The 13,324-nt window shown below is 45.9% G+C and carries 12 protein-coding genes and 1 pseudogene; 6 read left to right on the top strand and 7 right to left on the bottom strand.

The window, feature by feature from the left end; genetic code table 11:
- The first annotated feature begins 76 nt into the window (after window positions 1-76).
- From ACUALS_RS06845 to ACUALS_RS06830, 4 genes are all read left to right on the top strand, one after another.
- Window positions 77-1,381: a TolC family outer membrane protein gene (locus ACUALS_RS06845; RefSeq protein WP_038138120.1), complete on the top strand. Its 1,305-nt coding sequence runs from the start codon at window positions 77-79 to the stop codon at window positions 1,379-1,381.
- Window position 1,382: 1 nt separating this feature from the next.
- Window positions 1,383-1,994 (top strand): OmpA family protein, encoded by a 612-nt coding sequence (locus ACUALS_RS06840; RefSeq protein ID WP_005470626.1) that lies wholly within the window; start codon window positions 1,383-1,385, stop codon window positions 1,992-1,994.
- Window positions 1,995-2,082: 88 nt separating this feature from the next.
- Window positions 2,083-2,436 carry a DUF2750 domain-containing protein gene (locus ACUALS_RS06835; protein WP_038192139.1) on the top strand — a complete coding sequence of 118 codons (354 nt, stop codon included), beginning with the start codon at window positions 2,083-2,085 and terminating at the stop codon, window positions 2,434-2,436.
- Between the two features lie 138 nt (window positions 2,437-2,574).
- Complete coding sequence (locus tag ACUALS_RS06830) at window positions 2,575-4,545, top strand: diguanylate cyclase (protein ID WP_454449181.1); 1,971 nt, start codon at window positions 2,575-2,577, stop codon at window positions 4,543-4,545.
- Here the strand turns inward: ACUALS_RS06830 and queC are convergent.
- Window positions 4,493-5,200, bottom strand: coding sequence for a 7-cyano-7-deazaguanine synthase QueC (queC, locus tag ACUALS_RS06825; RefSeq protein WP_334475201.1), 708 nt, complete (start codon window positions 5,198-5,200; stop codon window positions 4,493-4,495). The two genes, ACUALS_RS06830 and queC, sit on opposite strands and share 53 nt — an antisense overlap.
- A 12-nt stretch (window positions 5,201-5,212) precedes the next feature.
- Complete coding sequence (gene queE / locus ACUALS_RS06820) at window positions 5,213-5,863, bottom strand: 7-carboxy-7-deazaguanine synthase QueE (RefSeq protein WP_005470618.1); 651 nt, start codon at window positions 5,861-5,863, stop codon at window positions 5,213-5,215.
- Between the two features lie 165 nt (window positions 5,864-6,028).
- Between queE and ACUALS_RS06815 the strand changes: the two genes are divergently transcribed.
- Together ACUALS_RS06815 and ACUALS_RS06810 are read left to right on the top strand one after the other, a co-directional pair.
- Entirely contained in the window at window positions 6,029-6,835 is an 807-nt protein-coding gene (locus ACUALS_RS06815; protein ID WP_454449180.1) for a Cof-type HAD-IIB family hydrolase, read from the top strand.
- 147 nt (window positions 6,836-6,982) lie between these two features.
- Window positions 6,983-8,620 (top strand): methyl-accepting chemotaxis protein, encoded by a 1,638-nt coding sequence (locus ACUALS_RS06810; protein WP_454449179.1) that lies wholly within the window; start codon window positions 6,983-6,985, stop codon window positions 8,618-8,620.
- A gap of 20 nt (window positions 8,621-8,640) precedes the next feature.
- Here the strand turns inward: ACUALS_RS06810 and ACUALS_RS06805 are convergent, their stop codons facing one another.
- From ACUALS_RS06805 to ACUALS_RS06785, 5 genes and pseudogenes are all read right to left on the bottom strand, one after another.
- Window positions 8,641-10,068, bottom strand: coding sequence for a bifunctional NUDIX hydrolase/phosphatase PAP2 family protein (locus ACUALS_RS06805; protein WP_454449178.1), 1,428 nt, complete (start codon window positions 10,066-10,068; stop codon window positions 8,641-8,643).
- Window positions 10,069-10,075: 7 nt separating this feature from the next.
- The gene (locus ACUALS_RS06800; RefSeq protein WP_454449177.1) at window positions 10,076-10,555 is read right to left on the bottom strand and encodes an N-acetyltransferase family protein; all 480 of its coding nucleotides are present in this window, start codon (window positions 10,553-10,555) and stop codon (window positions 10,076-10,078) included.
- A 151-nt stretch (window positions 10,556-10,706) separates the two neighbouring features.
- On the bottom strand, window positions 10,707-11,081 hold the full coding sequence (locus ACUALS_RS06795; protein ID WP_454449176.1) for a VOC family protein: 375 nt from the start codon (window positions 11,079-11,081) through the stop codon (window positions 10,707-10,709).
- A gap of 214 nt (window positions 11,082-11,295) precedes the next feature.
- Window positions 11,296-11,475: pseudogene (locus ACUALS_RS06790) on the bottom strand (glutathione S-transferase N-terminal domain-containing protein); the annotation flags it as partial.
- A complete protein-coding gene (locus tag ACUALS_RS06785) occupies window positions 11,441-13,324 on the bottom strand; it encodes a propionyl-CoA synthetase (protein ID WP_454449175.1) in 1,884 nt (627 codons plus the stop codon). The pseudogene ACUALS_RS06790 and the gene ACUALS_RS06785, both read right to left, overlap by 35 nt.

Genomic DNA, 13,324 nt, shown 5'->3' with positions numbered 1-13,324 from the left:
CGTAGAGACCTTCTCAAAAATGAGACTTTAAATTGAGTAAGATCCTGCGAATCACAGCTTGTTAAGGAGAGTTGAAGTGAATTGGAATAAGTTGAAAGTACTAAGCTGCGCCGTCGCACTTAGCTTTCCTGCGCATAGCCAAACGTTAGAGCAGGCTGTCGCGTATACAATAACGAATAACCCTAAGGTTAAGGCTTCGTATAATGAGTTTCAGAGCAAATTCTACGACTCAGAAGCCTCAGTCGGCGCTTATCTCCCTAAAATTGACCTTGATGCTGGTATCGGCTACGAAAAAGTTGATCTTGCATCGGGAACTGAAAACGAATTAACCCGTAAAGAAGCAACAATTACTCTGACTCAACTTATTTGGGATGGAAACGCGACTCTAAACGACATGGATCGCACAGCCGCTGACGCTGAGTCTGTTCGTTATCAATTGCTTGCTGACGCACAGGACATCGCGCTAGAAGTCACTAAGATCTACCTCGACGCGACGAAAGCTTATGAAGTGCTAGCGCTATCAGAAAGCAACTTAGCGGTACACAAAGAAATTTATCGTGATATCAAAAAACGTGTCGACTCCGGCATTGGCTCTACGGCTGATATGTCACAAGTTGAAGCTCGCCTAGCTAAAGCACACGGAAACCTTCTTGCTGCGCAAAACAATCTATTTGACGTTCATACACAATTTAAACGCATTGTTGGTCAAGCACCGCAAGGATTGACCTTCCCTAGAGCCGACCAGAACGCGATTCCATTCACCATCGATGATGCTCTTGAAGATGCGATGAACAATCACCCAGTGATCAAAATCGCTCAAGCGGATGTCGATTCAGCAAGATTTCAATTCGATCAAACTAAAGGTGTTAACTACCCGACCTTGTCATTTGAAGCGAACCAAACTTGGCGTGAAGACGCAGGCGGTATCGAAGGCTCGAGCGAAGAATTTTCTGCGATGCTTCGTATGAGATACAACCTCTATAATGGTGGCTCAGATTCAGATCGTTCAGACAGTGCAGCGTATCAACTGAATAAAGCTAAGGACCTTCGCAACTACACCTTTAGAACAGTAGAAGAAGGCTTACGCTTGTCGTGGAGTGCTTTAGACTTAACGGTTCAGCAAAAAGAATTCCTAGCTGACCATGTTGATTCTGCATCAGACACAGTTATCGCTTATGAAAAACAATACCGTTTGGGTAAACGTACGCTATTGGATCTCTTGAACACTGAGAACGAATTGTTTGAGGCGCGTAAAGGTTATTTGGACGCCAAATATGATGAACAGTATGCTAAATACCGAGTCATGAACGCGACAGGTGGTTTGTTGTCAGCGCTACGTGTGGACACTCCTGATGAATGGAACGAGGCTGTAGAATATTAATATGAAAACACTAGTACACTCCCTAATACTCGCAACCGTTTTTTCTACTGGTGTTGCCTACGCAGAAGATGAGTACGAGTACATCGCGACACCTGTACCAAATCAAATTGATGACCTGCTCGACGAAGACAAAGATGGCGTGATCAACGCGAGAGATTTATGTCCACAAACACCTGCTCGTTCTGAAATTGATAACGACGGTTGTGGCACTTACATCAACACCTCAGAAAAGATTGATCTCCACATCCTATTCGCGAATGACTCAGATGTCGTTCAACCAATCTTTATGACTCAGATTCGTGAACTGGCAGACTTCCTAGAAGAGTACCCATCGACGACTGTAGAGCTGCAAGGTTATGCAAGTAAAGTGGGTCGCCCAGATTACAACCTTGAACTGTCTAAGCGAAGAGCCGAAGCGGTTGAGAACTTGTTGTTGGACTATCAACTTGACGCCGACCGCGTAACTATCGTCGGTTTTGGTGATACTAACTTATCTGTAGAAGGTGATGATGAACAAGCGCACGCACAAAACCGTAAGGTTGTTGCAAGCGTCATTGGCCACAAAGGTCAGGTAAAAGAAGAATGGACCATCTTCACCAAGATTGAGAAATAAGCAAAGGGAGCGTAAAGCTCCCTTTTTATTTTTGATTATCCGCCATCAGTGCTACCCTATCCCCGATTGCAATTAAGAGAATAACCTCATGAGTAAATTAACTTCAGACATTCAAGCAAACCTTGATCTTTTCGTTGCTGAAAGCAAACAAAACAAACTGGTTTGGGGATTACGCAATGAAGAAGGTTGGCTATCGTGTGACTCAACAGAATTTGAGAATAGCGAAGTTATGCCATTCTGGTCTGCGAAAGAAGATGCCGTGGCTCACAATGTTGAAGAGTGGGCGGATTTCGAAGTTTTAGAAATCCCTCTCGATATTTTTGTTGAAGATTGGCTACTAACGCTTGCAGAAGATGGCGTTTTGGTTGGCACTAACTGGAACGCAACGCTTGAGGGCAAAGAGCTAGAGCCAAGTGATCTAGCAAAGCTTTACCTTAACTAACATCGAAAGCGCTCTAACGGGCGCTTTTGTTTATTCGAAATGATCCTACCTCGCAATTTCTCAACCTTCCGATAACCACATATTGTGCGTTAATGACGGTCAGTACTAAAATGACGTCAAAATCTAAATAAAACTATAATGATGACACGTCTATTTTCTAGGTTAACACTCGTTACTTTGCTGCTATCTCCCATGACACTTGCGCAAGATGACCTTGCAAGTTGGGAACAAGCCTACAATCAAGTATTAGCATCCGATGAGCAGCGAGCGCTGGCAATGCTGCAGGATCGCTACAATGCTCTTCCTCCAAGCATTGAGAAGCTGTATGTCAGCTCAAAAATTCACGGATTCATGATCTTGCGTGGCCAGCCTTACCATGGAAATCAAATCCCTCATCAAGAGGAGTACTCTCGTCTTGAGCAAACATTCATTTCCGCTCTCAACAGTGAAGAGCACTTGAAGTTTGGAGCAGCGAAACAGGGCTACTTAACCCTTTTGCGCCATGCGATGGAAACCAACAATCTCAATGGCAAAATACTGTTTGAGTATCACCTATGTCGCTCACTCAATAGGCAGGGCCAGTTCCACAAAGCCGCACTCTATTGCTCTTCACTTAACACGCATTTGGACGATAGCCGCCACTCTACGCTACCGAAATATCTTGCGCTTCGCGTTATCGCAAACAACCAAGAGTATTTAGGGAATTATCAGAGCGCACTGAAAGCTTATCAAGAGTATCTCGCCATCATACCGAGCCACGTCGATCCATCAGGTGTATATAATGATGCTTCCTTGCTACTCAAAAACCTTGGTAACCTACCACTGGCAAAAGAGTATGCCAATATCGCTTTAAAACTTCGTAGTGACTCAAAAAGCGAACTCCTTTTGGCGCAAACCCACCACAGCATGGGGGATATTTTACTTAGTGCGCAAGACTATGAATCAGCCATCCATCATTTCGAACAATCACGACGCACGTTAGTAAAGTACAACCATGTTTATGGGCTAACTTATGCGCTTTTGGGGCTAGGCAAAGCGAACATTGCATTGCAGAGTTACGATGTGGGCAACGCATTCTTACTTGAAGCATTGGAAAACGCCTCTATTCAAGGAAATGACCAAATTAGGGGCGATATCTACCTCACTCTTTCTGAAGCATACCAAAAACAATCCATGCACATTCGAGCTGAGGACTTTGCCAACAATGCCCTAAGCCTAGCGGATGCCATTGGCAGTGCTCCTCTCAAAGGGGACGCGCTGAAAAGCCTATCTGATATTGCCGAGGCGCAGGAACAGTATCAAAAAGCCTTGCAATATCACCAAGCTTACGTGACCGCAGAAATCAGTAAACGTGACAAACAGCATCAATCTGCCTACCTTGCTTTGGGAACTGCTCAAAGGGAATACATCCAGCAGCTCCAGCAGTCTGATCTAATGGAGAAAAACGAGCAACTCGCAGACGAGCTTAATGAATATAAGTCGTTATTCCACATTTTTGCATTTGGCTGCGCTGCACTTATTGGCTTGTTGATCTTCTCTTCCTATTCGAGAAAGCGCGCGCTAAACGTTGCGGAGCTCGATGCGGTGACCGGAGCGAAAAATCGAGCATCGACCATACGTGATATTAAGCTGCTACCCAAAATCAGTGACTCTCGCTTAAAGCATCTTGTAATCTTACTTGATTTGGATGATTTCAAGCAGATCAATGACCTGTATGGCCACCCAACTGGCGATAAAGCGCTAAGAAAGGTGGCAGAGGCAATGAAGAGTCAATGCACTGCCCGCGATCTGTTTGGGCGTTTAGGAGGAGAAGAGTTTGTCGTTGTGATGACAAAAGTTGATGAGCTCGATGTGGCCGACAGAGTTGAACAACTGCATAATTCAATATCGACGGCCTATTTCCAATCTGAGAGTCGCCAAAAGCTAAATGTCACTGCCAGTATGGCGTATCTGGCGACATCAAAGCCATTGTCTGACTTTGATGAGCTCTATTCGATCTTGGATCAAGCCTTGTATCAAGTGAAGCAAACAGGCAAGAACCGTACGATTGACGCGTTTAATGAGCCGATTTATCTTGAGAGTTCTGCTTACGCACCAGTTCAGACATAATCGCTTCTTTGTTGGATAGGTAATCATTGAGACCTGCCTTACGTAAATCACACGAAGGGCAATCTCCACAACCATCTCCCACAATGCCGTTGTAGCAAGTTAGAGTGCTTTCACGAACGAGCTGCAACGAGTCATACTGATCCGCCAGCGCCCATGTTTCTGCTTTATTCAACCACATCAGCGGCGTTTCAATAGTAAAAGTTCTATCCATGCCGAGAACCAGAGAATTGTTCATCGAACGGACAAACTCGTCTCGGCAATCTGGGTAGCCAGAAAAGTCCGTCTCACATACACCTGTAATCACAGCATCTGCACCAATTTGATAAGCATAGATACCCGCTAAAGTAAGAAACAGGATGTTGCGTCCTGGAACAAATGAGTTCGGTAATCCATTATCTTGCAACTCGTGTGAAACTGGGATGTCATCGCGAGTCAAAGAGCTGATCGCAAGTTCATTGAGCAGACCCACATCCATTACTTTATGCGCCTTCACGCCCAGCTTGGTTGCCAGTTGCTCAGCCACTTCGATTTCTAACTTATGACGTTGACCATAATCAAAGGTAATGGCATGAACTTCATCAAACTCTTTTAGCGCTTTGACTAAACACGTGGTTGAGTCCTGACCACCACTAAACACGACGACTGCTTTTTTCATCTTGATTATCCTTTACGCGATGCTGAGATATTTATGAGTTTGAATGGATAAGCGCCAATTACGCTTTACACATACATCAATACAGAGCTGAGTGGCTCTTGGCTTCTGGCTGATCGGCTGCAATGCAACCACAGTGGTCTCTGGGACCTTAGCGCGCTCAAGCAGCTCATCAAGTTGATCGATGTCTTTTTGCGTTGCGACGGGATGCTTTATCTCATTGGCGCGAACAAGTGCGGAATCGAGAACTGGCAGTTTTCCTTTCATCGCCACCTTTGGTGACACTGTCACCCAAGTATTGTCTGTTGCTCGAACTTCAGAAGTACCACTGGTTTCAATTTGGCATTGGCAGCCAATCGCTTCGAAGGCTTCAGTAAGCGGTGTTAAGTCATAGATACAAGGCTCTCCGCCCGTAATCACGATATGTTTAGCGGTATACTCTTGATTACGATACTCGTCTACGATGCCTTGCGCTGATGATTGGCACCAAGTTGGCGAGTCTTGTGTTTTTTTCATAATTTCAGAGAAGCTCGTTTCATCTTGTGGTGTCGCATCCCACGTTTGCTTGGTATCACACCAAGCACATCCCACAGGACATTCCTGAAGACGAACAAATACAGAAGGGACACCTGTAAAGACCCCTTCCCCCTGAATGGTTTCAAACATCTCGTTAACTTTATACAACTTACTCTCAGCCTAACTTAATCGCAAAATTTTGCAGGACGGAGACCTTAAATGACCTAGGTTAGAAGGTCAACCTCTTCATAAATTGATCATTACTTTACTAACCTTTATCCTGCGACTCTTTGATGCATTTATTTTAGGTAAGTTATGTATAAACTCATCGCACTTGATATGGATGGGACACTGTTAACCAGCGACAAAACCATCAGTAGTAAAACAAAAGACGCCATCGCAGCCGCTCGAAAACAAGGCGTAAAAGTCGTGTTGGCATCAGGAAGACCACTTGACGGAATGAAAGGCGCATTGCGTGAACTGGGGCTAACTGAACAAGGCGAATTTGTTGTTTACTTCAACGGCTCTGTCGTACAAGAAATCGGCTCTGGAAAAGTGATTCACCAAGCAACGATTAACGGTCGACAAGCTAAGCAGGTCGCTAAGCTCGCTGAGAGTTTAGGATTAGATTGCCACGCATTCTCTGTTGAACATGGTCTGATCACACCGAGACAAAACGAATACACCGATATCGAATCGACGATTAATGGCGTACCTGTAACAGAAATGGCCTTCGACACTCTTACAGATGACCATCCAATCATCAAAGCGATGATCGTTGGCGAGCCGACCAAGCTCACTCGTGCAATAGAACAAATCCCAGCCCATTTGCATAACGAGTTTACCATCGTACAAAGCGCGCCGTTTTTTCTCGAGTTTCTTAACCTAGATAGTAATAAAGGTGTCGGTGTCAGCGCTATTGCAGAGTTTCTCGGTATTAACCAAAGCGAAGTAATTTGTGTTGGGGATGCGGAAAACGATCACCATATGATTCAGTATGCGGGGCTTGGCGTTGCAATGAGTAATGCCATGCCACAAACCAAGCAAATCGCCGATTACATAACCACCAGCAATAATGAAGATGGCGTTGCTAAAGTCATCGAAGAGTTTGTACTCAACTGATTAACCAAAAGGCAATGAATTGGATAAATTTCATTGCCTTTTATCCTTACGATAGAAATTTTTATTGTTAAAAATCATAACCTTAAACGACATACGCTAAAGGCGTTGTTAGTATAAAGTCTGTTCCAATTGTTACAGGCTACTACTATGTTTTCCAATTTATCGATCAAAAAGAAGATTGTGTTACCACTCTCTCTTCTCATCTTACTTTTCAGCGTTAGCTCTATGCTTAATGTGCTGACATCGCAGCAGCAAGCGAAGATTTCCGATTCAATCCAACAACATTATCTACCCGCGTTGTTCACGATTGAGGATGCTTATCGCGACCTTTATCAAGCCACTTCCGCAGTGCAAGGTTTGGTGCTTGCGTCATCCAATGACGAAGTCGAGCATCACCTATTTGAATACAAAGACAACGCCTACAAAGCGCTACCAAGGATGAGACATGCCAACTCACTCATCGAGTTAGGCCTTCTGCCAAAATCAGCAGCGAGAGACGTCGAGAAGCTCGTCTCCTTAGGTGAGGCTTGGCTTGCAAGCTATGAGCAGTTCATCACCACTCCACGAGCGGACTGGTCGCTTCAATATGATAGAAACAAAGAGACCTTTGAACAGCAGTTTATTGCCGTACGCAAACAGCTCAATGTCGTCAAAGACCTTATTGAAGAAGCACGCGAAAAAACGCAAACAGAAAACACTTTGGCACAACAAAAAGCTGAACTGACTTTAGAGATCGGCACGCTACTGGTGATCATACTAGCGGTAGTCACCTGCTGGCTGCTGATTCGAGTCATCGTTAAACCGATTGAGAACATCACCAGCGCGATGCGAGAGATTTCATCAGGTGACGGCGATTTAAGCCAACGCATTGTCAGCCAATCTAATGATGAGATCGGTCAACTTGGCGAAGCGTTTAACCTCTTCGCAACTAAGATTCAAACCACAATCCAACAAGTTATTGGAACCACAGCATCCATTCGTAGTGAAATGCTGCACTTGGCAAGCGTTGCTCAGTCGATTTCTGAATCGACCAATCAGCAGCAGCAGGAAAGCGAACTCGTTGCTGCCGCGGTCAATGAAATGCAGGCAACAAGCCTTTCTGTCAGTGATAATGCGACAGATGCTGCTGGAGCAAGCAGCAACGCGGTAGATGAAGTTCAAAGTACGAACCAAGTATTGGAGTCAACGGTTATCTCTATCCAAGGGCTGGCTGATGACGTAGACAACGCCAGCTCAGTGATTCATACACTTGATCAAGATGTGGCAAACATCGCGTCAATACTTGATGTCATTTGTGGAATTGCAGAACAAACGAACTTGCTCGCATTGAATGCTGCGATCGAAGCGGCGCGTGCGGGTGAACAAGGAAGAGGCTTCGCTGTTGTTGCTGATGAAGTACGCTCTCTAGCAAGCCGCACACAGCAAAGTACTGGTCAAATTCAGGCAATGATTGAACGACTTCAGACCGGTGCAGAACAAGCTGTAAAAGTGATGCAAGCAAGTAAAGCAAGCAGTGAAGAGACCATCGCTTCAGCAAGTAGCGCGACTCACTCGCTCCATGAGATTCTGTCTGCAATCAGTAGAATGAATGAGATGAATGCTCAGATTGCTGCGGCAGCAGCGCAACAAAATGCCGTCAGTGAAGATCTCAATGCAAACATCCAGAAAATTGCCCACAACAGCAATAGCATGGTGACAACGGTTGACACTGCTGAGCGCTCATTGGATTCACTCGGGGCGCAATGCCAACGCTTGGATGAACTGGTTTCTCAATTTAAGTGTTAATTGAACAAGAGCAGGCTGCACTACGCAGCCTGTTTGAACTTCCCGACAGCGAAAACAAACATCAGAATTAACACTGGGTATCTTGCTGCCTCGACGCTTAATGCGAGCATAGTGTTAAAGGAGAGCATGCTCGCCGCAAGTGAGATAACCACGTTGACCGCCAAAAGAGCGAAGATCAACAAATAGACTGTCCTACTCTGTCTGACGCCCTCTCCCTCTTTCAAGCCAAAAATCAATGCCAACACCGTGACGATAATCGCCAACCAATAGACGACAATTGGACTTGGCCAGAATAGCCCCATCACAGTACATATTCCAAGAAGCATAAACCAAACTACTTTCGAAGAAAGTAACTCAATAGCGTTGACTTCCTGTTTGCCTTCCAAGCGAATGATATGCCAAGCGCACAAGAATCCGAGCAAAGCACCACTTACGATATCGATCATAAACGCAGAGCCGGTGTAGAACTTAGCCATCCCTAACCAAACCATCAACGCGGCAAAGCCCAACGATGTCGGATTAAAAGAGAGCTTCTTCTCTTCGTTCAGTATGAGAACGCCAATACAAAGCCAAATCGCGGCAGGTGTGCTTGGAAAACTGTAACCGTAGGTCTGCACCAATTCTACAGCGGGGAGATACACGTGCGGCCTCGGAAAAGCAAAGCCTTGCTGGGCGACAAGACTCATCAGAGAAGTCACCGTAACAGCAAAAAAGATCTTATAAGTAAACGCTCTGCCATATCGCAAAAATACCAACGGCAGCAAAATGATCAGCAGGAAGGGCTCTGACAGCATATTGCCACTCATGATGACGCCACGCACCATCTCCTTGATACTCTCAGGCAAAGACAAAACGAGGTGCTGGAATTTGAGCATCCAAGCTAATTCAATCTGGTTAAAGCCGGGGGCTGCCTCAACCAAGTTCCCCACATACACGACCGACTGATCCGTCGCCTTCTTGGTTAACTGCGATACCCACTCCATTTGCTGCGGATAGCGGTAATCGCTCGCAGGAATATTCTCTGAGTTAACAAGCATTGCTGATGCGATCTCGACACCATAATGGGGAGCAAACCATATTGGCAGCTCATAGCCATCGTAGATATTGTTGAACTGGAAAGACACGATGTCAGATTCAGACACACAGTCATAAAAAACCGCATCTTTGGTGCGACCTAACACGCCATCAATCTTAACAACCAGACCTGTCTCTTCCCATGTTTCACGTTGAGCCGCGATCGCGGGATCTTCGCCAGGCTCAACTCGACCTGCGGGGAGGGAGAGTTTTTTGGTAATGATCTCGTGTACCATCACGAGTTTGTTGTCAGCGCGAATGATACACGCCGCGCCTTTTACGTTGCCCACTTCGCTCTGCGCATACGACGAGAACGCCATAACGCTTAAAATAATTAAAAAAAAGTAACTCAGCCCGTTGAAACGATTATTCATTCTAGTTTTATCTTCCTAAAGGTTTTCGAAGCCAATTGATGTGGTTTACAAAACCCAGTTCTTGGTAAAATCTGTTCGCAGGGCGATTGAAATCCCAAACCTCTACAAACATCTCTCTCACCCCATACTCCTCAAATCGCTTCTCAATTGTTTGGCACAGCGCCCGTGCAACGCCATTTTGACGGTGCGGCTGCACAACATACAGCTCATCAATACTGCCCATTTGAACGGGCTTGCTGACTGTTGATACCAATTCACAAAAGTGACCTGTGATAAATCCAACGATGTTCGCCTCCTGAACAGCGACAAACACAAGGCATTCTGGATTATCAAGGTAACGCGCAATGCTCTTTTCTTGCTCAATATCGTCTGCAGTTTTGAAAAACTCGGGAGATTGCTGATGATGCTCATCATGAAGCAGATACATAAGCTCGTTGAGTTGTTCGAGGTCGTTTTGATTGGCAGCTCTTGTTGATAGGCGTTGCATAGATATTTTTGAGAAGCGAATAAAGTGACAGTGTGAGCATTTATCAGAAAATTATCAACAAAAATGCCCTCTGATGCGAGAGGGCACGGTTGAAATCGGAGTCTATTCTCGTTTATGACGCTCGACTTGGATTTAATAAATCACCGCCGGATTATGAGAAATGTACCGCCTCAATCTTGTTGCCATCCAAATCTTTTACGTAAGCCGCATAATAGGTGTCGCCATATTCCGGTCTTAGCCCTGGCTTTCCCTCACACTGCGCACCGTGCTCGATGGCGTTGTGATAGAAAGCGTCGACCGCCTCGCGACTTGGCGCATTGAACGCAACATGAGTACCGCAGCCATGTGTTGCTTGTTGACTATCACAAGGCGTACCAATCCAGAACTCAAACTGTTCTCCGTAAGCTGCGGCCACACCTTCAATCGTATGTGCTCGATGCACACCCAAGGTTTTGAGTATCGAATCATAAAACGTAATCGCACGCTCTACGTGATTAGTACCCAATGAAATATGATTCAATATCATTTCTACTGCCCTTCCTAATGACCTATTTTGTATGCAAACTGCTCAGTCGCCATGATGCCTATTTTTGAGCGCGTTCCAACTCTTGGATGGCAATGTTGCGATTCAAATCTTCCTCGCACTTGCCTACAAACGGCTAAAGTGGTTCAGCATCAGCAATCGATGAATGAGTACGAAGGTATTGCAAGTGTTCAGTGTAGAGGTCTATCTCATATATACCGAATGGATTAATCTCAAGGTAGGATGAAGTGAGCTCTTCAGAGAGAACTTCCACTCGTTGATAATCGATATTTTTATATTTCAGCGCCCACTCCACTCGTTGCGAGCTATTGGAGCCACGGGCGCTGTATAAGGTTATATGACTATGATTCACTGTGCAGCGCTTTGGAAATTTCATCCAAGCTGGTTGGATCATCTATTGTTGAAGGAACCGTGTATTGCTCTCCATCTGCAATTTGGCGAATAGTACGACGCAGAATTTTACCCGAACGCGTTTTGGGTAACCGTTCGACCACAAGTGCATGTTTGAAACAGGCTACCGCGCCGATCTCGTCACGCACTTTTCCAACAAGCTCTCCCTCAAGTTGAAGATCGTCCACTTTCACACCATCTTTCAAAACCACAAACCCAAGAGGCAGTTGCCCTTTTAGCTCATCGTGAACACCAACAACCGCACACTCAGCAATCGCAGGGTGACCACCAACAATCTCTTCCATCTCTCCGGTAGACAGACGATGGCCAGCGACATTAATCACATCGTCAATCCGCCCCATAATGAACAGATAACCATCATCATCGAGATAACCACCGTCACCCGACACATAATAGCCCGAGAACTGGCTTAGATAACCTGACTCAAATCGGTCGTGGTTACGCCACACTGTCGGCAAGCAACTTGGTGGTAATGGGCGTTTAAGAGCCACAAAGCCTTGTTGGTTCGGCGCGCAAGCTTCACCTAACTCATTGAGAATTTCCACTTGGTATCCAGGAATGGGTTTGGTTGCCGAACCTGCTTTGACAGGCATAGATTCAATCCCTGTCGGATTTCCCGCGATGGCCCAACCTGTCTCTGTTTGCCACCAGTGATCAACAACCGGCTTGTGCGATTTGGACTCTACCCACTCTAAGGTTGGTGGATCGAGTCGTTCGCCTGCCATAAAGATGGTTTGAAGTGCTGTTAAGTCATACTGCTCAAGGAACTTACCCTCTGGATCTTCTTTCTTAATCGCACGAAACGCAGTGGGCGCAGAGAAGAGCACGTCCACTTTGTATTCTTCACAGACTCGCCAGAACGCGCCTGGATCAGGCGTTCTTACCGGTTTGCCCTCAAATAAAATGGTAGTGCAGCCATGAATCAACGGCGCATAAACAATGTATGAGTGACCAACAACCCAACCGACATCCGATGCTGCCCAGAACACGCCATCTTGCGGCATGTTATAGATAGCACTCATCGAATATTTCATTGCAACTGCATGGCCGCCATTGTCTCGGACAACGCCTTTCGGTTTACCCGTGGTACCAGAGGTATAAAGAATGTAAAGAGGGTCTGTCGAAAGCACTGGTACACAGGCATGAGGCAGCGCATTTTGATAGGCTTGCTGCCAGTCAATGTCGCGCTCGCTTCCTAGCTCAGCTTGCAGTTGAGGACGCTGAAGGACAAACACGTTTTCTGGCTTCCAACGGCTATCCATAATCGCTTTATCCACCATTGGTTTATAGGGGATGACTTTATTGACTTCGATACCGCAAGAGGCCGTCATGATGACTTTAGGCTCTGCGTCTTCGATACGTACCGCCAGCTCATTAGGTGCAAACCCGCCAAAGACAACAGAGTGAATCGCGCCCAATCGCGCGCAAGCCAACATCGCCATCGCCGCTTCAGGAATCATTGGCATATAGATAACTACGCGATCGCCTTTTTCGACACCTTGCGCTGCCAACATGCCGGCTATTTTCGCCACTTGATCGCGCATTTCATGGTAGCTGTATCGAATCTTTTGACCAGTAACCGGTGAATCATAGATTAGCGCGGTATTGTCGCCCCGTCCTTGCTCACAATGGTAGTCCAGAGCCAACCAGCAGGTATTGAGCAAGCCATCTGGAAACCAGCGCTCGATACCATTTTCATCGGTGTTTAAGATGGTGCTCGGCTTCTCAAACCAGTCGATGTGTTGAGCTTGAGCTTGCCAAAACTGTTCCGGCTCGTTTTGCGCCCATTGATATTGTTGTTGATATGCAGACAT

The sequence above is a fragment of the Vibrio sp. NH-7 genome, assembly GCF_053643215.1.
This window is presented reverse-complemented; position numbering and strand designations above follow the sequence as displayed.